Source organism: Streptomyces sp. NPDC027663 (assembly GCF_055566415.1).
In genome coordinates, this window is the sequence record NZ_JBVHSK010000017.1 from 58,615 (window position 1) to 79,736 (window position 21,122).

General features: G+C 69.5%; 19 protein-coding genes and 4 pseudogenes. 6 read left to right on the forward strand and 17 right to left on the reverse strand.

All coding sequences use genetic code 11. The features are described 5' to 3' along the window. Positions 1–31: 31 nt before the first annotated feature. From ACZ4SF_RS32125 to ACZ4SF_RS32145, 5 genes and pseudogenes are all read right to left on the reverse strand, one after another. On the reverse strand, positions 32–1,345 hold the full coding sequence (locus ACZ4SF_RS32125) for a caspase family protein (RefSeq protein ID WP_468391473.1): 1,314 nt from the start codon (positions 1,343–1,345) through the stop codon (positions 32–34). Then, positions 1,342–1,671, reverse strand: a complete 330-nt coding sequence (locus tag ACZ4SF_RS32130) for an effector-associated constant component EACC1 (RefSeq protein WP_468391475.1) — start codon at positions 1,669–1,671, stop codon at positions 1,342–1,344. Before ACZ4SF_RS32130 ends, ACZ4SF_RS32125 begins: the two co-directional genes overlap by 4 nt. Positions 1,672–1,741: 70 nt before the next feature. After that, positions 1,742–2,442 (reverse strand): annotated as a pseudogene (locus tag ACZ4SF_RS32135) (IS5 family transposase); the annotation flags it as partial. A gap of 348 nt (positions 2,443–2,790) precedes the next feature. Next, positions 2,791–3,672, reverse strand: a complete 882-nt coding sequence (locus ACZ4SF_RS32140) for a TIGR03620 family F420-dependent LLM class oxidoreductase (RefSeq protein ID WP_468391477.1) — start codon at positions 3,670–3,672, stop codon at positions 2,791–2,793. Beyond that, a complete protein-coding gene (locus ACZ4SF_RS32145) occupies positions 3,669–4,595 on the reverse strand; it encodes an NmrA/HSCARG family protein (RefSeq protein WP_468391480.1) in 927 nt (308 codons plus the stop codon). Before ACZ4SF_RS32145 ends, ACZ4SF_RS32140 begins: the two co-directional genes overlap by 4 nt. A gap of 115 nt (positions 4,596–4,710) precedes the next feature. On the opposite strand from ACZ4SF_RS32145, the gene ACZ4SF_RS32150 reads away from it, so the two are divergent. After that, complete coding sequence (locus ACZ4SF_RS32150; RefSeq protein WP_468391483.1) at positions 4,711–5,298, forward strand: TetR/AcrR family transcriptional regulator; 588 nt, start codon at positions 4,711–4,713, stop codon at positions 5,296–5,298. A gap of 53 nt (positions 5,299–5,351) precedes the next feature. Here the strand turns inward: ACZ4SF_RS32150 and ACZ4SF_RS32155 are convergent, their stop codons facing one another. Beyond that, positions 5,352–5,561 (reverse strand): hypothetical protein, encoded by a 210-nt coding sequence (locus tag ACZ4SF_RS32155; protein ID WP_468391485.1) that lies wholly within the window; start codon positions 5,559–5,561, stop codon positions 5,352–5,354. A 156-nt stretch (positions 5,562–5,717) separates the two neighbouring features. Beyond that, positions 5,718–6,530 carry an alpha/beta fold hydrolase gene (locus tag ACZ4SF_RS32160; protein ID WP_468391488.1) on the reverse strand — a complete coding sequence of 271 codons (813 nt, stop codon included), beginning with the start codon at positions 6,528–6,530 and terminating at the stop codon, positions 5,718–5,720. A gap of 112 nt (positions 6,531–6,642) precedes the next feature. On the opposite strand from ACZ4SF_RS32160, the gene ACZ4SF_RS32165 reads away from it, so the two are divergent. Next, entirely contained in the window at positions 6,643–7,470 is an 828-nt protein-coding gene (locus ACZ4SF_RS32165; protein ID WP_468391490.1) for a helix-turn-helix domain-containing protein, read from the forward strand. 440 nt (positions 7,471–7,910) lie between these two features. On the opposite strand, the gene ACZ4SF_RS32170 is transcribed toward ACZ4SF_RS32165, so the two are convergent. Together ACZ4SF_RS32170 and ACZ4SF_RS32175 are read right to left on the reverse strand one after the other, a co-directional pair. Continuing rightward, positions 7,911–8,045, reverse strand: coding sequence for a tyrosine-type recombinase/integrase (locus ACZ4SF_RS32170; protein ID WP_468391493.1), 135 nt, complete (start codon positions 8,043–8,045; stop codon positions 7,911–7,913). Continuing rightward, positions 8,046–8,300, reverse strand: a complete 255-nt coding sequence (locus tag ACZ4SF_RS32175; RefSeq protein WP_468391496.1) for a hypothetical protein — start codon at positions 8,298–8,300, stop codon at positions 8,046–8,048. A gap of 461 nt (positions 8,301–8,761) precedes the next feature. Here ACZ4SF_RS32175 and ACZ4SF_RS32180 point away from each other — a divergent pair. Beyond that, a pseudogene (locus ACZ4SF_RS32180) lies at positions 8,762–9,109 on the forward strand (transposase); the annotation flags it as partial. A gap of 455 nt (positions 9,110–9,564) precedes the next feature. Here the strand turns inward: ACZ4SF_RS32180 and ACZ4SF_RS32185 are convergent. The 4 genes and pseudogenes from ACZ4SF_RS32185 to ACZ4SF_RS32200 form a co-directional block, all read right to left on the reverse strand. After that, positions 9,565–10,161, reverse strand: a pseudogene (locus ACZ4SF_RS32185) (transposase family protein); the annotation flags it as partial. Positions 10,162–10,182: 21 nt separating this feature from the next. Continuing rightward, entirely contained in the window at positions 10,183–10,719 is a 537-nt protein-coding gene (locus ACZ4SF_RS32190; RefSeq protein ID WP_468391667.1) for an SRPBCC family protein, read from the reverse strand. A 41-nt stretch (positions 10,720–10,760) separates the two neighbouring features. Continuing rightward, positions 10,761–11,831: a DUF2867 domain-containing protein gene (locus ACZ4SF_RS32195; protein WP_468391499.1), complete on the reverse strand. Its 1,071-nt coding sequence runs from the start codon at positions 11,829–11,831 to the stop codon at positions 10,761–10,763. Between the two features lie 12 nt (positions 11,832–11,843). After that, positions 11,844–12,125 carry an antibiotic biosynthesis monooxygenase gene (locus ACZ4SF_RS32200; protein WP_468391502.1) on the reverse strand — a complete coding sequence of 94 codons (282 nt, stop codon included), beginning with the start codon at positions 12,123–12,125 and terminating at the stop codon, positions 11,844–11,846. Between the two features lie 100 nt (positions 12,126–12,225). Here ACZ4SF_RS32200 and ACZ4SF_RS32205 point away from each other — a divergent pair, with 100 nt between their 5' ends. After that, entirely contained in the window at positions 12,226–12,825 is a 600-nt protein-coding gene (locus ACZ4SF_RS32205; RefSeq protein WP_468391504.1) for a TetR/AcrR family transcriptional regulator, read from the forward strand. A gap of 706 nt (positions 12,826–13,531) precedes the next feature. Here ACZ4SF_RS32205 and ACZ4SF_RS32210 read toward each other — a convergent pair. Next, positions 13,532–13,942, reverse strand: a complete 411-nt coding sequence (locus ACZ4SF_RS32210; RefSeq protein WP_468391507.1) for a class I SAM-dependent methyltransferase — start codon at positions 13,940–13,942, stop codon at positions 13,532–13,534. A gap of 127 nt (positions 13,943–14,069) precedes the next feature. Further along, the gene (locus ACZ4SF_RS32215; RefSeq protein WP_468391510.1) at positions 14,070–14,612 is read right to left on the reverse strand and encodes an SUKH-4 family immunity protein; all 543 of its coding nucleotides are present in this window, start codon (positions 14,610–14,612) and stop codon (positions 14,070–14,072) included. Between the two features lie 87 nt (positions 14,613–14,699). Between ACZ4SF_RS32215 and ACZ4SF_RS32220 the strand changes: the two are divergent. Continuing rightward, positions 14,700–14,783: pseudogene (locus ACZ4SF_RS32220) on the forward strand (IS5/IS1182 family transposase); the annotation flags it as partial. Between the two features lie 141 nt (positions 14,784–14,924). Here the strand turns inward: ACZ4SF_RS32220 and ACZ4SF_RS32225 are convergent. Together ACZ4SF_RS32225 and ACZ4SF_RS32230 are read right to left on the reverse strand one after the other, a co-directional pair. Further along, the gene (locus ACZ4SF_RS32225; protein ID WP_468391513.1) at positions 14,925–16,922 is read right to left on the reverse strand and encodes a hypothetical protein; all 1,998 of its coding nucleotides are present in this window, start codon (positions 16,920–16,922) and stop codon (positions 14,925–14,927) included. Further along, a complete protein-coding gene (locus tag ACZ4SF_RS32230; RefSeq protein WP_468391516.1) occupies positions 16,919–17,767 on the reverse strand; it encodes a hypothetical protein in 849 nt (282 codons plus the stop codon). Before ACZ4SF_RS32230 ends, ACZ4SF_RS32225 begins: the two co-directional genes overlap by 4 nt. 290 nt (positions 17,768–18,057) lie before the next feature. Here ACZ4SF_RS32230 and ACZ4SF_RS32235 point away from each other — a divergent pair, with 290 nt between their 5' ends. Further along, positions 18,058–20,406, forward strand: coding sequence for a WD40 repeat domain-containing protein (locus tag ACZ4SF_RS32235; RefSeq protein ID WP_468391519.1), 2,349 nt, complete (start codon positions 18,058–18,060; stop codon positions 20,404–20,406). Positions 20,407–21,122: the final 716 nt, after the last annotated feature.

Sequence of the window (21,122 nt, forward strand, 5' to 3'; positions counted from 1 at the left end):
CTCGTCGACCACGCCGCGTCGGTCAGGCCGGTCAGCGCAGCCGTGGGTCCATCTCCAGCAGCTGTTGGTCGGTGCGGTAGATGCCGCCGGCGAAGCGTTCGATCGCCGAGCGCAGGCGCATGGGGTCGGCGCCGTAGGTACCCAGCATTCCCGCGATGACGTAGCGCCGGTCCGGGAGACGTTGGTTGAGCCTCTTGTGGAACCCTGGCGGGCGCGGCGCGTCGGCTTTCAGCCGCACGATGAGCACGTTGGGGACCAGCAGAGTCCCCGGCGCCCTGCGCAGCACGCCCACGCACTCGACATCCTTCCACGGCACGTGAGCCGAATGCGTCCCGTGCTCGGTGCCCAACCCGTCACCGTTGACGACAAGGTTGTATTGGACGTTTCTTCGAAGGAAGAGCAGGAGGAGGACCAGGCCGAGGAACAGGGCTATACCGGCAGAGGCAACCAAGGTCGCGAACCACCCCGCGAACAGCGCGCCCACCGCGCCGAGGACAGCGAGCCCCAGGACGTACATGACGGTGTCGCGGCCGCGATGAGCCGGCGGGTCGGGCTGCTGCTGACGGAAACGGATCTCTCCCTCGCTGCTGGCCGGCGGCCCTGCGTGGGGCTGGACGGGGCCACGGACGAGGGCGAGGTCCCCGGCGGCGTTGACGGAGCGCCGCTGCGGCCGCGGCAGCCCTGCCCCCTGCAGCACGGTGTCGATGTGCTGGTGGATGTGGTCCAGGGTGAGTGGTTCCGGCTGGTTCAGCGCATCCAGCAGGGCGGCGGTGAAGGCGGTGTGACGCTGGCCGGGCGGTGCGTGGGAGGGTGCGGTGGCCGTGGTGGAGGTGAGGGTGTAGGTGCCGCTGACGTCGAGTTGGGCCGACAGCAGGCTGCCCGATTCGGTCATGGCGGCCACTGCGCGGCCTGAGAAGCAGCAGTCCAGCACCAGGACCCGCAGGCGTGCCCGGGCCCGGCCGAGGTGGCGCTTGACCAGGTCGGCCGGGACACCGGTGAAGCCGACGTGACCGGGATCCGTGGAGGACAGGGCGAGGTGGAGCAGCCCGTCCTCGTCCAGCAGACCGTGTCCGGAGTAGTAGACGAGCAGCAGGTCCTCGGCCTCGCGTGCCGCTTGGGCAAGTGCCATGCCGACGCTGCGGTGGTCGGCCGGATCGGCCAGCACCCGGCAGTGTTCTGCCGGCAGGATGCCGTGCGTCTCATCGGTGAGCGCGGAGTGAAGGTCCGCAAGGTTGGACTTCATGGCGGGAATCGCGGGCAGATCGATGTCGTCGAAGTCGCTGCACCCGATGAGGACGGCCCGGGAGGTGGCGCCGTCGGGGAAGCGCGGCGCGCTCTGCCTCACTCCTGCTCGCCTTCCAGTAGTTGGCCGACCGCACCGATCACCGCCTGCGGATCGCTTGTCCGGCGGACCTCCACGGTGACCTTCTGCCCGTCGCTGCGGCTCAGCCGTACGGTGACGTCCGCACGCCGTTGCACCAGCCAGGTCGACACGGACCGGGCCAGCACGGCTCCCGCTCCGCCGGTGCCCAGTGCCACCGCCAGCACGTCCAGCGCGGCCCCCATCTGGCCCGGCTGCGGCGTCCGGGCCAGCAGCTCCACCCGGCCGCGCAGCGCCTCTTCCGCGGCCAGCCAGTCCCGCAGCGACACCAGATGCGTCTCTGTCTCCATTCCCGGCTCGGCCGATACCTGCATCCTCAAGGTGCAGCCTGCAGATGGCGTTTCGCTGTCATCGCACTTCTCCATGGAGCCATCGTGCCAACAACAGCGGCTGAACACCCCAGACGGCGCATATCCGTTGGCGCCCGGGGATTCGTCGAGAGTGATGTGGCGCATCCCGCGCATCATCGTGCCCGGCGGCCGGCCGCCGGGCGTCCACGGTCGGCGGCTGACACCGAAGCGGTGTCGGGGTCGGGGCGCTGCAACTCGTGTGCAGGCGCTGGGTGACGTCATTGCGGTTGCCGCCGGTCAGCAGAACGGCGAGAGGGGTGCAGTGTCCATCGGTGATGAGGTGGTGTTTCGAGCCGGCCCGGCCCCGGTCAACCGGCGAAGGGCGTTCCCGCTTCCAGCGCTCTGACGTGGAAGAGTCGACCACGCAGCGGGACCAGTCCGGCCGGGAGGCTGCGTTCAGTTCGGCCAGCGGGACCTCGGGGAGCCGTTGCCACACGCCGGCCCGTTCCAGTCCCGCAGGCGTCGCCAGCAGGTCATGCCCGAGCCGAATCCCAGCTCCTTTGGGAGGTACTCCCACGGGATGCCGGTGTGCAGCACGTACAGGATCCCGCACAGCACCTCCCGGCCCGGTAACGCCTTGCGGCCGGGATGCCGGAAGCGGCGCTCACGCTGCAGCGGCTCCAGGCTGTCCGACAGCTCATCCGACGCGATCCACGGCGACGTCCCCACACCGAGCCGAACGCTCAACTCCCGCCACCCAGAGCCAACCAGCGCCAATCCACCTCGTTGTGTCAGCCGTTGTTAACCCAGACTGTCGGCACGCGTGTGCTTGAAAGCGCGAAGGCTGGCTCGGCGAGATGGAGGGACTCGAAGTCAGCCGTGCCGGCGCCCAGGACCAACTCGCCCAGCTTGACGTGGCGGAGAATCGTCAGCGCACCATCGACCTCGGCATGCCCACGTCCGCCGACCTGGCCGGACGCACGTCCACAGCCGATCTCACTCGAGAATTCCCAACGTGTTGGCTCCTGCCGGCCTGCTGCCGGGCCCCGCCGCATGATCACGGCCGAGAGTGTGGGTTCCGCTGTCACCGACGAAGTCGGCCCACTTGGGCGGATCCGGTCAGGGCAGCAGGTGGGTGGCCAGGTGTTCCCACTGGTGGATGGGGGCGACGCCCGGTGTGGGGGTCAGGAGGTGGAGGCTGACGTGGTCGGCTCCGGCGTCGAAGTGTTTTTGGACGCGGTGGGCGATGTCCTCGGCGCTGCCGTGGGCCACCAGTGCGTCGACCAGTCGGCCGTCGAGCGCGTCCGGGTTCTCATGTCCAAGTCCTCGTAGCAGTTCGCGTCGGTTCGGCAGGGCGGCCGCGGCCGTGGTACGGGCCAGGTCGGCGGTTTCCGCAGGGTCGTGGCTGAGCACGCACATCTGGGTGATGGCCAACAGGGCGTCGTTTCCCAGGATGGTCCTGGCGGTGCGGGTGTACTCGATGGGCATGCCCAGCACCGTCGCGCCCCGGGCGCGTTCGGCGGAAAGGACGAGCATGTCGGAACGCAGGGCCGCGAGTAGGCGGTGCGGTGATGCGGCCGTCCCGGGTGGCCCGAACGGGGCGGTGTCCAGCGCGTCGAGGTAGGAGCGCATGGTGGCAAGGGGCGGACCGAAGCGGTGGCCGCGGATGTTCTCGGCGAGGCTGGGGTGGCTGTCCCACAGGCCGAGCAGGAACCGTCCGGAGAATGCCTCGTCCAGGGTGCGCTGCGCGGCGGCTGCCGTGACGGGGTCGCGGGCGTAGATGTCGGTCATGCCGGCGGCCACGATCATGTGCCGGGTGGCCGACAGGAGAATCGCGGCCTGCGCCATGGCCTCCCGTCCCGTGGTCTCGGGGAACCACAGGGTGCCGTAGCCGAGGTCCTCGATCGCGGCCGCAGCTCTGCAGACCTCGGATGCGGGAAGGTGGTCGAAGTCCCCCGCCCAGATCCCGATGCGTCCGAGGCCGTGAGTGCGGGCGCTCACGCGTCCTGCCCTGCGGTGCGCGTGGCATCCAGAAAAGCGGCGATCTGGGACGCGCCCGTGCGCTCCAGCCAGGTGCCGAAGTCCATCGCGGTGGGATGGATCTTCCGGGTGGCGGGAACGTCGGCGCGGTAGCCGAGTGTGTTGAGCCACTCGTTGGCGTAGGCGAAGTCTTCGTTCAGGGCCCGGATCGCGTCGATCGGGATCTGGACGTAGGGCATCGGTGTGCCGAGCGCCTTCCCGATGGCCGCGGCGATCTGAACCGGCGTGAGCTCGTCCCCGGCCAGGGAGACCGCCCGGCCGATCCACTCCTTCGGCCGGGAGAACGCCAGTGCGGCGACGGCGCCGACATCGTCGACGGCCATGATCTGCTGCGGGACCTCCGGCGCGAGCCCGGTGGACAGATTTCCGTTCCGCAGCGCGTATCCGCCTGTGAAGTTCTCCATGAAGGACACCGGCCTCAGGATCGTCGCGGGCAGGCCCAGCGCGGCGATGTGCTGCTCGATCCGCCATTTGCTGACGAGGTTCACCGGAACCTTCTCCTCAAGGTGCCGGTCCGCCTCGGCGACCGACGTGAAGACGAAGTGCCCGATGCCTGCGGCGTGCGCGGCCTCGGCGACGTTCACACCCCAGCGCACCTCGTCCTCGGCACTGAAGTCCGGCGGGGTGCCGGGCGAGCCGACGGTGGGCTGGACGCTGAACAGGCCCCAGGCGCCCTCGGCTGCGACGATCAAGGAGTCGACGTCCTCCATCTGTGCCCGCACCACCTGCGCTCCTGCCTGCGCGAGTGCTGTGGCCTGAGCCTCGTGCGGGTCGCGCGTCAGTGCCCGCACCTGCCAGCCGTCCAGGAGCAGGTGGTGCGTCACGGCCCTGCCCTGCAGGCCGGTCGCCCCCACCACGACGACGGTCTTTCCTGTCGGTTCCACGGATCTCCCCGTATCGCATGCCAACGAGGGGCCCCCATAACTGGGGTGGCCCTCCGGTTATGGGGCGATACAATATGGAGGGCCACCCCAGTTAGCAAGCCGTCAGGAGTTCCCCGTGCCCGAAAGTGCAGCCGGCCCTGCTCCGCGGCCGATGCGTGCCGACGCGCGCCGCAACTACGACCGGATCGTGGCCGCTGCCGAGAGCCTGGTCGCCGAGCACGGGGCCGAGGCCTCGCTGGAGGAGATCGCCCGGCACGCCGGCGTCGGCTCGGCCACACTCCACCGGCACTTTCCCTCACGGCAGTTGCTCCTGGAGGCCGTCTTCAGGGGCCGGGTCGAGGCTCTCTGTGCCAAGGCTCATGACCTGCTGCCCGCGCCCGATCCCGGAGCTGCACTCGTTACCTGGCTCCGCGCCGTCGGCGCACACGCTGTCGCCAATCGGGGTCTGGGAGCATCACTCATGCACGGCGCACGTGACGGCGACCCGACGCTGGGAAGCACCTGCCACGCAATGATCACCAGCGCCGGCGGCGAACTCCTCGACCGTGCCCGCCACATGAATGCCGTACGCCCCGACGTCACCATCACCCAACTGCTCAAGCTCGTCAGCGCCATCGCTTTGGCCACCGAGGAGGAACCCGACGGCCCAGGCGAGGCCGACCGACTGCTCAACCTGGCTATCGACGGGGTGCGCGCACGCTGAAGCTCCCCTCATGCAGTCAAGGAGCGCAATGCCCCTCCTCGGTCGGTCTCAGCTCAAAGAAGGTCACCGTGCCGATCCAGGATTCCGTGCGCTTCGCTCGTACTGCCGCCGCGGCCGCCGTGTTCGCCGCCCTGCTCCTCCCCGCAACCGCCCATGCCGCCCCGGCTGCCGCGCCGGGTGACGTCGTCACCCTGCCCGTACACGATGCCCTCGCCCAGCTGCCGGTCCCGCACCGAGGACCGCACCGGATACGAGCGCACCAAGATCAGGCACTGGATCGACGCCGACCGGGTTATCCGTAGCCGCCGCCTTTGACACGCCGTATCCGCGCCCGACGCTCTTTGTGGACATGTCCATGTAGTGCAAGTCCAGTGACGGGATGAGGGCATGGCCTGCCATGTGGGGAGTCAGGCGAGTGATCAGGGGCGGAGCCTGTCGTCGGGCCGCGCGGATGGTGAGGCTGCTGGCGCGAAGGCCGTGATGGCCTCGACGAGTTCGGCCGGGACTTCCAGCGGGATCAGGTGACCGGTGTGCGGGATCACCATGAAGTCGGCTTGGGAGAGATAGGGCACCAGGTTGCAGCGGAGCACATCGACAGGCTCGACCTGATCGTTCTCTCCAGCGGTCACGAGGGCGGGAACGCTGATCATGCGCGTGTGCTCGGTGATGTCCTGCGCGATGCCGCGCAGCGGCCACTCGGTGCGGGCGGCTTCGGTGACGGTCCGCGAGTCCGTCACGATCTGCGCCTTGACCGACGCGGGCAACTCGGTCGCGGTGAGGATGTGGTCCCGTGCCCCGGCGACGGACTCGGCGGAGTCGTAGGCGTGGGAAAGGGCTTCCCGGTACTCGTCAGTGATCTGTGCGACGGGCTTCGCCGGGCCGGAGCCGACCAGGACGATGCCGCGCAGACCGGTGGGCCTGGTGGCCGCGACCATCTGTGCGACCTTGCCGCCCATCGAGTGCCCCACCAGGACGTAGTCGGTGACCCCCGCGTCGGCCAGCACGGCGAGCGTGTCGTCGGCGAGCTGACCGAGCGTGTAGGGGCCGGGCAGACCGCTCGACCGGCTCCACCCGCGGAAGTCGACCGTGAGCGTGTCACGGTCCGCGAGGCGGTCGACGACGAGGTCCCAGGTGCGGGCGGAACCACCCCAGTAGTGCAAGAACACCAGGGTCGGCCCGGTCCCGGGCCGGTGGTCGTAAGCGGGCAGGTGCGTCTGCTGCGTCGTGTTCACAGTGGGCTCTTCCGGTCGACATGCTGGGCGATTGCCCCTTGTGTTCATTGCACTCTCAGTACCCGGGCGGGGCATCGGCGCGACTGGTCGCCCGATGGTGAAAAATGGACTCGTGAGCGTGATCCGGCAGATGACCTACCAGCCCGCGGGGCACCGCGCCGCCGCGGTCGAGACGATGACGTTCGACCGCCTCCGCGAGCTGAACGACGGCGGCACACAGCGCGCCGACTTCCATGTCCTCGCCGTCGTCGACGCCGGGCACGGCACGGTCACGGTGGACTTCCTCCACCACCCGCTCAAGGAGCGGTCCGCAGCATGGATTCCACCCGGCGCGGTACACCGGTGGGACGACATCGCCAGTGTGGCGGGGCACCTCGTGCTGTTCGTGCCGACCGCGCCGGTCACCCACGCCACCCGGGAGCTCGTTGCGTCCCCGGACCTCGTCGCGCACTGGAGCGTCCCCGACGCCGACTGGCCCTTCGTCGAAACGGCGCGCGACCATCTCCTCCTGGAGGCGTCCGCCCCACCCGAGAACGCCCCGACGGAGCTGCCCCAGATCCTGCTCTCCGCGCTCATTGCCCGGCTGCGGCCACCGCACGCCCAAGCACGGTCGGCTCACCCGGTGTTCCTGTTGTTCCGCTCCAGCGTCGAAGCGCACTTCCGGGAACACCACGCCGCCGGCTACTACGCCCGTACCTTGGGATACGCGCCCCGCACCCTTTCACGAGCGGTGCAGCAGGTCACCGGCCGCACCGCGAAGGCGTACATCGTCGACCGGATCGCCCTGGAGGCCAAACGACTCCTCGCGCACGACCGCCTCACCGCGGCTCGCTGTGCCGCCACGCTCGGCTTCCCCGACGCATCGAACTTCTCGGTGTTCTTCCGCAAGGCGACAGGCATGCGCCCGGGTGCGTGGCAGGCGGCGGTAGCCGTCGAGTAGGAGGTGCACTGAGAGCGGCTCCCACATTCATGACTACGGGTCGTGACAATCCGATGGCCGCCAGAGTCCTGCGCTAGTTCCGTTGCTTCGGCGCCACTGCGGCTGTCTGCGCCATCTCCGAGCGTCTTCGGGTGAATCCTGCAGCAGCCCCAGTGCTCTGGCCAGTTCCTCCGGTGGCGAAGTAGTCGTGGCAGTCCAAGCAGGCGTTCTGGACTTCGCGGTCTGCTGCAACGCCAGCGCGCAGTAGCTGCTCGGAAGGGAGCCCTTGACGCGGTTCATCCGCTCCTTCATCCACGCCACATCGGCCGGCGCGCTGTCCGGCGTAAAACGACTGGAGCCGTTCACCTGCGGCGATGAACCTGGCCGCGGAGAGGAACTCCTGCTTCAACCGCTCGCCGGCGAGTCGCGCGCAACCGCGCGTCACTGCGGGGTCGTCGTGGTCACGCAGGCAGTTCCTGGACCATCTCCTGCGGAGCACCGTTGTTGAGTTCGCGGCTTCCGAAGGTGTGCCGGAACTGATGCGGGGTGATCCGCGCAAGGTTCCCGTCTCGGTCCCGGATGTCGACGGCCTTCACTCAGCGGCTGATGGCGGGGCGGATCGCGGAGGTGGTCGCGTGCTGCTGGCCACGGGCGTTGTGGTTGTACGCAGGGAACAGCCACGGCGTCGCAGGGTGTTTGGCGAGGGCGTGTTGCCGTTGCTCCTGGACCGCGTCCACGATCTGCGGATCGCGGACGGGGTGAAGGCGTTCGCGCTCGCGCTTGGTGTTGCGGTAGCGGATGGCCGGGAAGCCGCCCGCGTCCTCGCCGAGGCAGTCGGTGGACAACTCCACGAGGTGCCGAGACGGAAGCCGTGTCCGTCGGGAATCAGCAACCGGGTCCGTAGCGCGGAGCTGGCGAGGGCCGGGTTGTCGGGAGAGATGATCTGCCGGTGAATGAACGGCGGTAGAGGCTTCGGGAGGTTCTCGGCCCTCTTGGGAGGTTCTCCGTAGCGCAGGATCGCCGCTTCGGGGATACGGGGCGACCAACCGGTGAGCCGGTGGTCTTCGATCAGGACCCGGACGGCACTGACGATGTCCTGGCGCTGGGACGTGGCGATGTTCGGCTGGGCGCCTCACCCCTGCAGTGCAATCGAGCAGCAGCGCCCGGGTGAAGTCCTGCGGCCCCATCACCTACGGGTGTTCTTGGGCGAGAAACCGGGAGAACCAGAGCAGGAGCGTGCAGGCCGAGACAGCCGTGGTGAACTTCCAGCCGGTGGTGATCCGGTGGGCTGCCCACTCCTTGGCCGCAGGACATGAGTGAACGACGCGCGTATCCGAGCGACTTGCCCGGCGCCCGCTGGGAGTTGATCGAGCCCGTCCTGGCGGCCTGGCGCTTGGAACGCCGCGGCCGGGCCCTGGACTTCGGCCGCCCGCCCCGGCACGACCTGCGGGAGATCCTGCACGCGATCTGGTACGTGGACCGCACCGGGATCCGGTGGCGCTGCCTGCCACACGACTTCCCGCCCTGGGAGACGGTCTACGGCTACTGTGCGAAGCGGCAGAAGGAAGGAGTGTTTGCCCAGCTCAACGGCCTGCTGCGGGAGTTGATGAGCAAAAGGAGGGGCCGGAATGCGGAGCCGTCGGCCTGCGTGATCGACGCGCACCGTGATTCACCTGGCGATGACCGCCCCGATGGCCCGCCGCCTCACCGGCGAAGCCGCCATCTCCTGGCGGGACCCTACATCACCGGATCTAATCCGCATAGCGGGGCAAAACTCCGGGAGAAAACGACCTCTCAACCGTTCCCAGGGACGAGGCAGCCGCTGCCCCGGACGCGTCGGCACGGAGGAATGACCTTCCGGTCACTGCCGTCTGAGCGCGGCCGAGGGTCGGTCTGCACGTGCTGGCGGTCCATGCGCAGTGGTGATGGTGGTTGTCACATTCGTGGTCCCGGCGGTGTCTTCATGCCCAACAGGCAAACGTCCAAGGAGAACACCATGGCGCTACGCGTCCGAAGGCCGAGCTCCCCACCGAGCTCCGCGAAAACCTGACACCAACCTCGCATTCGACGGCCCCGGAACCTACCGGATCCGCACCCACGCACGCGGCCGGCCGTGCCCCTCTGGCGGCAGTCGCGGTGGATCTTCCAGTTCTTCATCCGGGCGAAGGTGTGCTCGACGCGGGCACGGACGCGCCGGTGTTCGGAGTTGTCTTCCTCCTGGCCGCGCAGGAGAGGACGTCCGGCCCGTCTGCCGTGCGGGGACGATCAGGTCGGTGCCCAGGTGGGCGGCGTCTGCGATCACGCTCGTGCCTGCCGGCACGGCCGACAGGCACGACTCGCGCCAGACATGTCCGTCTGCCTTGTGGCCGGGTGCCGGCCGGGCGGATGCCACCATCAGGCGGGTGTCGGCGTCGACGATGACTCGCACATTCGCCGAGAGCGGCAGTTGCGTGAGGTGGCGGCGACCTGCCGGTCACGGACCGGGGTCAGGGTGACTTCCACGATCCATAACCGGTCGGCGCCCGGTACGGGGACTGGGCGCCGGTTCCAGCGCAAGCAGCGGTCGCAGGCGCTGGATGACCCGGCAGATGGTGGCAGGTGAGCAGCCGAAGAGCGGTGCGAGCTGCCGCATGGTGAGGTGCGTGCGGTAACGGCTACCAGCAGCACCCGCTCGGCCAGCGCAAGACACCACGCGCGCGGGCCCGCTCCGCCGGGCCACGCCCCCAGCGGTGTTCATCGTTCCCGCGCGGCGCCGGACTGTCTGCGCCAGTTGCGTGTGGTGGCGTAGGTGATGAGGCGAAGGAGGAGGCGGACGTACGGTGTTCGGCGGGCCGGACGGGTGATCGTTCCTGTGCAGGCGTGTTCGGCGCGGTCGAGGCAGTCCTCGATGCAGGCGTCGTGTAGTGGCCGCCAAGCCGTCGGCCAGGTGAGCCGGGCCAGGCCGCTGGTCGCCATGGCGAGGGTGTGGTGCAGCAGTGTCCGCTCAGGTCCGACGGGTAGTGCGGCGAGTTCATGGAAGCCCTGGAATCCTCGTGGGCTGGTGAAGTCGAAGCGGATCCAGCGGCCGGGCACGTACCCGGAGACGACATAGCGCACGGGGCCGTGCCCACCCACGGCTCCGGTCTGCAGCGGGCGGTCGAACCTCATCGGTGGCCATGGGCGCCCGGGCCACAGTCGGTCCTCGTCGCCCGCCGCCAGAGAGTCGATCAGTTCACCGACCTCGTCCTGTGTCGCCGGCAGCAGGCGCTCGTGCACGTTGTAGACGCCCACGCGTCCCCCTCTTCGCTCGGCTGACAGCGCCTTCTCCACCCTCATCGAGGTCCTTGGAGCCTCGCCGCGGCGCCGCGCAGCAGCCCCGGTGCCAGACGGCGATGGACAGCGGACAGCGGCGGCCAGAGGGCGCGGCCCAGAGGCCTGTCGTAACGCAGGAGGGTTCCCAGCGACACTCCGCCGCCGGTGGCCTGAACAAGAAGGTTGCCGGTCAGAAACCAGGATGAAGCCTCGAGCCGGATCCAGTCCTCACCACGCTCGGCGATCTGCCAACCGGCCACGGTGTCCGGTGAGGGCCCCCGGGTGAGGCGCAGGCCGAGGAAGCTGCGCCAGATCAGGCGCTCCGCAGCGCTGGGGACATCGCCGAACATCGTCCTGGCCCACCGCTCGGGCGTTGCTTCGATGCCGGCGGCGAGGGTGAAGAGGTCGGCGTAATCCGCGTCGGGCAACGAGCTGAGAGCGCGGATCGTCTCGGGGGCCTGATGCGTTCCCACTGAAGAGGTGACGGCCGCGGCGGTGCTGCCGGCCGGACCTGAGCGGGCGTGGTCTCGCCATGCACGTTCCAGCCTGCGGATGAATGCCGGAACGACAACGAGCCGGAAGGGGGCTGTGGCAGCCATGTAGAGCCGTCCGCCCGGACCGTTGGGCTTTACCAGGACCGCCATGCGTAGTTCGTGCCGATCGCCCGGCGCCGGGTTCCAGCCCAGGTGCATGACCGTGTGGACGGTCTTGTCGGCTAGTTCGAGGGCGCACTCGTCAGGGAGTTCATACACCGCGGTGAACGGTCCCAGCGCGGCTCGTGACGGGGCCGGGGTGTCGCGGAGGTCAGCCGGCAGGCGGCCGCGCAGCGACGCAACCCGCGCTCCGATGCCCCGCTCGGGCCGGTCCCGACCGAGGAGTCCACCGATCTTCCAGCGAACGGCAAGCAGAAGCCGCAGGAGCGCAGGATTCCTCGTGGGCGCCTGTATCGCGGCGAGTACTGCGCGGAAGTCGTCCGGGTGTGCATCGGGGGTGCGGATCACCCATACGTCCTCGAGCCGGAAGTCGTCGGTGATCTCGTGGATCCGCCACGGCAGCGAGGTGTGCGCGGTTCTGGGGAGCTTCATAGCCATGATTGCTCGGGCCTACTTCGACCGGAGCATGTAGATCTGGCGAGGCTTGTGTTCCCGTTCGTCGAAGCCGCTGGCCGCGCCCAGGCCGCGGGAGGCGAAGGCCGCCTGTAAGGCGTCTGTGGACTCGAACCGGCCCGTGGTGACGACTTCTGCGTCGTCCGAGGTGGCCCAGACCTCGACCGACAGACATCCCGCACTGGAGCACAGCGCCTCACGCACACGGTGCGCGCGCTCGATGAACTTCTCGAAGTGCTCCGGCCGCGGGTAGTGGAAGGCGACGAACCCGACAGTCATCTCACTGACTCCAGTCATCTATACGGTGGCGTATAGGTGGCAGGCTAGCTCTTCTGTACGCTGGCGTATACATCGAGGGCAAGGTGAGGTGGAACACATCATGGGCGCGACGCGCACACCACGGGACAGATGGATCGAGGAGGGGCTGCAGGCACTGGCCACCGGCGGCCCGGCCGCCGTCCGCATCGAGGCGCTGGCGAAGAAGCTCGGCGTCACCAAAGGCGGCTTCTACGGATACTTCGCCGACCGCGACGCGCTGCTGGCAGCGATGCTGGACACCTGGGAGAGACAAAGCACCGACGAGGTGATCGAACGCATCGAGCAGGAAGGCGGCGACCCCAGAACCAAGATCCAGCGTGCGGGTGTGCTCACCTTCTCCAGCGATCACCTGCTGCCCATCGACCTCGCGATCCGGGACTGGGCCCGACGCGACGAGGCAGTCGCCCAGCGCCTGCAACGCGTCGACAACCGGCGTATGGCACTGCTGCGCGACATGATAGGCACCTTCTGTTCCGACGCCGACGAGGTCGAGGCGCGCAGCCTCCTCGCTTTCTGTGTCGCCATCGGCAACCACTACCTCGTCGCCGACCACGGCGACCGTACCCGGGCTCAAGTCCTCTCCCGCGCCGCGGACTTGCTCCTCAACCGTCCCCGGGGCGCCGGCAGCGACAAGGACGGCGACGCAGCCCCGGCACCCTGACCGACCCCGCAGCGAAAGCCCGGGTCGGCAACCGACGTGCCCGGCATCCCGGACCGTCACCACGGGAGCCGTGCGTTCGCGGGCGCATCCACCGGCTCCGGCTCTCCTTGAGCGGCACGGTTCACGAGCGGCGGTTCCTGTCAGGCGCCACCGTGGTGCTGACACTCGATCGCCCGCATGGTGTTCTCCCTCCGTGTGTCGGATTCGGGCCGTTCGCCGACCCCAATGGTTCAAGTCGATGACACAGAATCCGTTACGACTGCAGCCAAGCGTGAACCTCCTGGCTTCGTAACCGAGAGCGGACACCACATGTCGGCGAGTTCGGGCAGCACTTGTCGATCACAGAGCCCCGAAATGCCGATGAGAACGGACACCGCTGAGGGGCGTTCCCTAGCTCGGCTTCCAGGCGGTGAGCTGGAAGAGCCGGGCAGTGTGCATGTAAGGCGGCCGCGGGGTGGTGGCGAGTTCGAGGCGTTCGAGGTCTGCGTAGAAGCCCGGTTCGTGCTTGCGTGCGTCGTCGGTGACGTAGTCGCAGAAGCTGCGGATGCCGTAGTGGGCGATGTCCCGGCATCCGAGCTCCCGCAGGATGGGGATGATCTCGTCGGCTGTGTGGAGTGTCAGCGCGAGTTGAACATCTGCGTCCGATCCTCATCGGTGTCGAGTGCGGCGAGCGCGGCCGCGGGGTCCACCTCCCGGACGGCGATGTTCAAGGGTGCCGAATGCCGGTTGACCGCCATGACGGAGACCAGGCCCCGGCCTTCAGGGGGGAGAGTGCCTGGGACGTCGTCCATGTACTGCAGGAGGTTATGGCAGAGCACGACATCGAATTCCCGTCGGCGAGGTCGCGGGGCAGATCGGTCGCGTCGGCCTGGACGCAGGTGATCAGCTCCGTCACGCCTTCTGCCACGGCTCGCTCGGCGGCCGCGGCGAGCATGGCGGGCACGTAGTCAACGAGGGTGACATGGTGCCCGCGGGCCGCGAGGCGGATGGCGTCTCCGCCGTCGCCGCCGGCCAGGTCGAGTATCCGCAGCGATTCGCCGCCCAGGTCGTCGAGGCGGCGGAGCAGGTTTGCCTCGGCGATCGAGCAGTGCAGTCGGCCCAGGGGGTGTCCTGCCACTCCTGCCAGGTGCTCATCCGGCCTCGGGGCTGGTGGGCTCGCATGTCGAGGTGTCGCGTATTCGCGAGCCGCTCGACGCGCTGGGCACGGTGAGTGATCGCTTGGGGATCGTGGCGGCCACGGGCAACTACCAGAGCCAGCGGTCGAGGAACTCGGCCCAGATGAACCCGTGGTAGCCGTCGAAGGCAGGTGGATCGATCTTCTTGAGTTCGTCAGCGAGCATGCTGAGCTCGGCCAGGGCTTCGTCCTCGCGGTCATCCGGATCGCTGAGGATCTCGGACTCGCTGACGTGCAGCCCGTAGTGGTGCAGGGTTCGCAGCCACAGCTCGATGGACGAGTTGGCGAACCATGCCTCGCCTTGAGGAAGGACGTAGTAGACCGTCCCTGTGCCGGGTTCGACACCGAACGACCATTGCAGTCCCGGCACGAGGTCGCCATGGTGATTCTGGGTGAGGACGTAGAGCGATCTGTCACCTGACGTCTGGAGTGTTGGAGCCGCCTCCACCTGGAACGAGACGTACTCGATCAACTGATCAACGATAGGAATCCCGACATCAACAAGTAGTGCCTTCTGTTCCTCGGGGATCTGCCAGCCCGACACGACTGCCGGGTCTGCCCTTGTAACGTTCCCGGCGCCGGCCCAGGCAGTGAGTTCGTCAAACGTTGCCATGTGAGAGTCCTTCCGCGGCTGGCTGTGATGCGGACCCCATCGAGCAGGAAACGTGGCCCCATCGGGCGACACATTCCTCAGTGGCCGCAGATCCTCCGCAGATCGCGCATCAGCCCCAACCACATGACTGTCATCACCAAAGCCGTCCTCACCTTGGAGAGGCAACGCTGAAAACGCTCGGTGGCTCGCAGTGGCCGCAGCCCGTGGGGAACTGCCAGTCGTATCCTGCCCGGCCCGGCCCGGCCCGTCGCAGTGCGGAGGGAGGAAATCGGCCGTGTGTGGAATCGGGCGAGTCCCCGCGCCGGACTGCGCTCAGGCCACGAGGTCACGCCAGTTCTTCCGCAGCATCCCGCGCAGGGCGTCGTGGAAGAGGCGATAGACGGTGGTGCCGTCGGCGGTATCGGTGACGAGGTAGCCGCCCAGGGGCGAGGCGAGCAGCTCGGCGATGTCGGAGTCGCCGTAGGTGCGTTCTGGGTCGTCGGCGATGACGTTGGCCAGCGTCGGCCACAGCCCCAGCCAGGGCAGGCCCCTGCCCCGGGCGAAGGCCACTGCACGGAGCAGGTGAACGGCGCGCAACCGCTGCTCGGCCGTGTGACACAGGGCTCGCAGATCGGCACGGAAGACGCCGAGCACTCCGTCATCGACGGTGGCGAGCCAGGCCGCGTCGGTGGCGTCCACCGGCGCCGGACGACGGGACAGGGAGGTCGCGGCGATCCTGGTGACCAGGAAGGAGGTCCCGGCGTGCCGGGCCAGTGCGGCCGCGACGGGACGGACGACAGCGGGGTCGGCGTAGGGCGTGCCGGGCGAGGTGGCGAGGACGGACGCGGCATAGTGCACCAGGTCGGCCGGCTCCCACCATGGGGCCTTGTCGACGCGGATTCGCGTCGCCCCCAGCAGTCGTTCGGCGAGGTCGGCCACGGGCATGCCGCGGGCCTGCGCGGCGGGGTCGGCCTCGTCACCGCCCGGGGAGCGGATGCCGACGACGAGACGCAGCCGGGCGTGCCCGGGATCGAGGCGGGCGAGGACGCTGGCGAGCACGGCGTGCGGGTCGGTGGCCTCGTCCAGGGCGTCAACGACCACCGTCAGCGGTCGGTCGCGCCGAGACAGCCACTCCTGCCAGGCGGTGACCCAGGCGTCCAGGGAGTGGGCCTCGGCGGGGACGGGCACCTCCATGGCGGTGCTGATCTGAACGATGACGTCGTGGACGTTCTTGCCGGTGGCTAGCACGGCAACGTCGACCGCTCCCTCGGGGGGCCGTACGGCTTCCGGCACGGCCTCGACCTGTGCCGCATATCGCTTGCGGAAGCTGGGGTCGCCGAAGGTGACCAGGCGCGCGAGCGCGGCGGACTTTCCGCTTCCCGCACCGCCGGTGACCACCCAGACGCCGGGGGCACGCGTGGCCGCTGCGATCAGGTCCTTCATCAGCCTCGCCCGGCCGGAGAACAGCCATCCGTTCTCCCCCTGGTGGGCCACTCCCCGCGACCGCGGCTGCCAATGGGCGTCCAGGTCCCGCTGCGGCAGGGCCAGGTCGCTGCGGCCGACGGCGACCGGCGTCCGCTCCTCGTCCCGGTAGTGCGGGTTGGGCAGGCAGGGGTGGGGTCCTGTCTGGCGGGAACCGTACAGCGGGATCAGTTGCTGTCCCGGTCCGAGCTTCTCCCGTACTCCCGTCAGGAAGTCCTGGACGTCCAGGAACGGCACCTCTTCGCCGCGCCAGCGGGCGCCGACCGGGGAGCCCAGGTCCGCCAGAAAGGCTGAGACGGCACCGGTCAGGGCGCCGGAGACGGCTTCCTGCTCCTTGGTCACACTGGGCAGCACCAGCCAGGTCTCGGGGAGCGGGACGTCGAATCTGATCACTTCCTCGGCGGTCTTCCCGGCGAAGCACATGTCGAGGACCACGAAGAGGTGGCGGACCTCGCTGTCCATCAGCCAGCCGAGCAGCAGCGCCGTCTCCAGCGCGGTGCTCTTCAGCTTTCCGCGTCTGGTGGACCTGACCACCGTCCAGTGCCGTTGGTCGCCCGTCTCCCCGTGCCCGGTGACGAACACCACCGCGGCGTGTGAGTCACGCCATGCCCGCTCTTCGGGTGGGTCTTGCAGGGCCTCGCGGATCGCCGCGTCACTCGGATCATCGGACAGCTCTGGATGCACATGGGTGAAAGCCCGGGGGCCCAGCGCCGGGGAGCACAGCCACGCCTTCATGGCCTCCACCTCGTCGACGACCCGGGGCAGGGGCGGGTAGTCGTCGTAACGGGAGGTGGCGATGGCGACGAAGTGCCGGCGCAAGATGCCGGCGTCAGCCGATTCGGCGGTCACGGCAGCAGCTCCGGAAGGGCGCGCAGGATGACCTCGCCGGTGACGCGTTTGCCGAGGTAGCGCGTGACCGCGTGGGCGTTGGCACCGTTGTCGACCAGCGGAGCCTCCTCAACCCCCTTCCAGTGGTGCTCGAGTGGCGCCACGGCCACCGGATCCCGGGCGTCGCGGACGTTCACCCAGGTTCGCACGCCCGGTGGCAGGCCGCCTGCCCCGTGACCCGGGTCCGGCATGAGGGCGCGGACGAACCGGGCGCCGAGCGGCGAGCCGAGCGTCACCAGGAGCTCGAGCGTGCGGCCGGGATGGCGGCGCAGGTGCTCGAAGGCTACGACCGATCCCAGGGAATGCGCGAGCAGGACCCGGCAGTTGTCCCCGACCGCCGTCGCAACCGCGCGGTCGACCCGCTCCTTGACGGCCGTGTCCCGCAGATAGCGGCGCACCTGCCGGAACGCACCCACGAACAGCAGTCCCGCTCCGGGACCGAACCGCCAGTTCACCGCCCGCAGCACCGTCTGGCCGCCCCGAGGGAGCCTTCCCTTGGTGCCCAGGCCGGCGACCGCGTGCCACGCCTCGTCGCCGACCGCTTCCCTCGCGGCGGCCACCAAGTCGTCCAGTTCCTCTTCGCCGAGTCCCGCGAGCGCCTCCTCCTGCGCGCCCTTGCTCGCCGCCGCGGGCCGCTCGGGGAGGAACACGTCCCCGTAGAACGCCATACCGAGTGGTACGGCGGGCAGCAGCCGCCCACAGGCGAGTTCGAGGCCGTCTCCCAGGGCCGGCAGCCATGTCTGCAGCAGTTGCCGCCGCCCCAGTTGCTGCTGCCCGATTCCGTGCACCCCGACGATCAGGGACAACGCCCCCTCCTTGGCCGACCGGCTCCACCGACCGGGGCGACGCGGCGGACCCGGCTCTCCGAGAGCGAATCGACACCGCCGGCCTCCCCGGCACCACGGCGTAGGCCACTGTAGGAGGCCGTCACCTCTGATGTGGAGTTTGCCGGAAAAGAGCACCGGAATCGCAGAAGCCGTTGCCGAGGCGGCAGTCGGCGGGCAGAGTGACGCGGCACAGGACAACCCTCGTCGGCGGGAGAACCGGTCGCGTGCGAAGTCACCACCGAGAAGGCCAGGAGGACCGAGAAGGCCAGGTGGCAGGTTCCGAGCAATCCAGGCCCGAGCCCGAAGGCGAGGTACGGGACGTGGAGCGGCGGATCGCCGCGTGCCTGGCGGCTCTGCCCCGGCCCAAGCCCGCTTCCGCCCCGCTGGCCTACGTACGCCGGCACCTGGCGGAGCACGCGGCAGCGGGCGGGGTGCTGGGCGACCGGCTGCTGCCCGCGGAGTTCCTGCCCTACGCGGACGCCGGGCGCCTGCGAGCGGTCCTGGCGGAGACGCGGCCCGTCGACAACGCAGTGCTCGGCCTGTGGCGGCAGGTGGCACACGCCTGCCAGTGGGAGGATCCGGCGGCGAACGCCGACGCGCTGCGCTTCAGGCTTGCCGCCGCGGGCCGGTCGGCCGACCGTGTCGCTCATCCGGGGTCGGTGTGGCGGCCGCACTGGGTGCGGTGGCCCGTCGAGCACTGCGAGATCGTGGCCCGACACCCCGGCAGTCTGTGGTCCATGGACACGGCGGTGCTGCCACACGGGCAGGTGGTGGCGGTGACCGGCGGTGAGGACGGGACGGTCCGGGTATGGGACCTGATCACCGGGGCCCTCGTGGGAGAACCCCTCACCGGGCACTCGGACAGCGTGCGGGCCGTGGCCACGGCGGTACTGCCGGACGGCCGCGTGGTGGTGGTCACCGGCAGTTCCGACTCCGCGGTCCGCGTGTGGGACCTGTCGACCGGCGAGCCGCTGCACGAACTGCTGGTCGGCGCTCTGGACCAGGGCGTGCGCCAGGTGGCCACGGCGACTCTGCGCGACGGGCAGGTGCTCGCCCTGATCGGCGACTCCTCGTACCAAGAGCCGGTCCAGGCCTGGGACCTGACCACTGGAGCAAGGGCCTGCGACGCCAGCGGCAGGCACCCGTCAGGCGTCACTGCGCTCGCGGCGACCCAACTGCCGGACGGGCGCGCCGTCCTGGTCACGTGCTGCACCGCGGACCGGGCGGCCCGGGTCTGGGACATCACGGACGGACGACAGATCGGCGGGCCGCCGGACCTGACGCGTGAAACGGGGGCCCTGTACGCGCTCGCCACCACACGGCTCCGGCACGGACAGCCGGTCGCCGTCGTTGGAGCCGACGACGGAAGCGTCCATATGATCGACCTGGCGACGGGTGAGCGCACCGGCTGGCCGATGACCGGTCACAACTACACGGTGAACACCGCGGATACGGCGGTGCTGCCCGACGGGCGGCAGGTGGCGGTCACCGCGGGCAACGACGGCAAGCTACGGGTGTGGGATTTGCCGACCGGCCAGGGATTGTCGGCCGCGGTGACCAGCCGGACCAGCCGCGTCCGCACGGTACGGACCACCGTGCTCAGCGGCGAACGGGTCGTAGCCATCACGGGCAACGAGGACGGCACCGTACGCCTGTGGGACTTGGCGGCCCTGGCCACCAGCAGCGATGACCGGTGGGACAGCGACGGGGACTTCGGAATCCGCGCGGTGGCCACAGCAGTCCTCCCCACCGGCCGGACGGTGGTGCTCACCGGCCACCGCGATCAGGTTCGCGTGTGGGACCTGACCAGCGGAGCCCTGATCGATGAACTGCCGGCCGGCCATGTCTCCGGGATCAGCGCCATTACCGCCGCCGCACTCCCGGACGGGCGTGTCGTGGCGTTCGTCTGCAGCGGGTTCAACCCGAGAGTCCAGGTCTGGGACCTGACGGAGAATCGGTCGGCCGGCATCCTCGACACGCGGCATCCCTTCGGCGTGCAGTTCCTCGCCACGGTCCTCCTGGACGGGCGGGCGGTCGTCGTCACGAGCGGCGACGGCTTGGTCGGCGCATGGGATCCGCTCACCGGTGACCTGCTGGCAGGACCTGTTTCCGGCAGCCCGCTCGCCACGGCGACCCTGCCAGACGGGCGGCCGATCGCCGTCGTGGGACGGTCCGACGGCACACTGAACCTGCTCGACCCCGCCACGCTCGACCCGGTGGCGGACCCTCTCCCCGCGCACAGCGCCGCCGTGGATGCGCTGTGCACTGCGCGTCTGCCCGAAGGCCGGGTCGTCGTTGTGAGCGCGGGCAGGGACGACCTCGTACGCGTCCATGACCTGACCGGCGGCCGCCCGGTCGGCACCTGCGTCCCGGCTCCCGGCCCGGGCCGCGCGCTGACGACCGTCACACTTCCCGGTCCGGAAGGGACCGTCCTCACTCTGATGGGCGGTGGGGACGGCAGGGTGAGGTTGTGGGACACGGCCACCGGAGCGGCCGTGGGGCACCCACTGGCGACGGACGGCCAGGTCCGCGCCCTCCTGGGCATCGAGCGGCAGGATGCCTCGCTCGTCCTGCTCTGCGGCGCGGGCCTGGCGTGCCTGGAGATCGGGTTCGCGTGAGGTCTGTGAACGCGGACAGTTGTCGGCAGGCGCGCCCGAGCCGCCGCTCGGCTTCTGCAGGGAAAAAGACCGAAGCGTGCCCAACTGCCGGACACCCTTCGACTCTGTGATCGCGTTTTGTACACAGTCCGGATCAGGGTCGGCGAGATGCCCCGGGTGCGGAACACCTTCCCGGCGATTGCACGGCCGGGTCTGCTCCACAGCCGCGATCAGATCGTCAAGGACCGACTGCCGGTGGACCGTGTCAGAGATGACGCGCCGGCTCCCCGCTCGGGTAACCAACAGCCGTCCGGGACGCTCCGCCTCGTCGGCGAGGGAAACGCTCCAGGCCTGGGAGGCGAGGTCCTCGTCGGGATCGCCGCTGCTCGGCGCAGAGGTTGAGCAGCGAGGCTCGCCCACCGGGCCCGTACGAGGCAGCCTCCGCGATCAGTGCCGCCCCGTAGCGGTCCCTCGGCAGGATGCCGGTGACATCCAGCAGGAGCCCGCCGGAGGACCGCCCACCAACTTGATGTACTCGTGACCTTCCTCAGGACCCGGGTCCGGGCTGTCATGGTCTGCCCCGTACACCCCGCCGCGCGGGCCGCTTGCATCCATGCCCGGCAGCCTGCCAGCCCCAGACCTACTCCAGCCGATGAACGCCGGGATCGTTCGCAGGTGTCGAGTGCTTCACACCGACCAGTGCGCGCCGCGCAGGTTCACGCGGGACAGGTCCGCGC

What these genes read in the sequence shown, in the direction of transcription:
- ACZ4SF_RS32130 (WP_468391475.1), bottom strand. Translation starts at nt 1,671, where the DNA reads ATGGAGACAGAGACGCATCTGGTGTCGCTGCGGGACTGGCTGGCCGCG.
- ACZ4SF_RS32195 (WP_468391499.1), bottom strand. Translation starts at nt 11,831, where the DNA reads ATGGCTATGAAGCTCCCCAGAACCGCGCACACCTCGCTGCCGTGGCGG.
- ACZ4SF_RS32200 (WP_468391502.1), bottom strand. Translation starts at nt 12,125, where the DNA reads ATGACTGTCGGGTTCGTCGCCTTCCACTACCCGCGGCCGGAGCACTTC.
- ACZ4SF_RS32205 (WP_468391504.1), top strand. Translation starts at nt 12,226, where the DNA reads ATGGGCGCGACGCGCACACCACGGGACAGATGGATCGAGGAGGGGCTG.
- ACZ4SF_RS32215 (WP_468391510.1), bottom strand. Translation starts at nt 14,612, where the DNA reads ATGGCAACGTTTGACGAACTCACTGCCTGGGCCGGCGCCGGGAACGTT.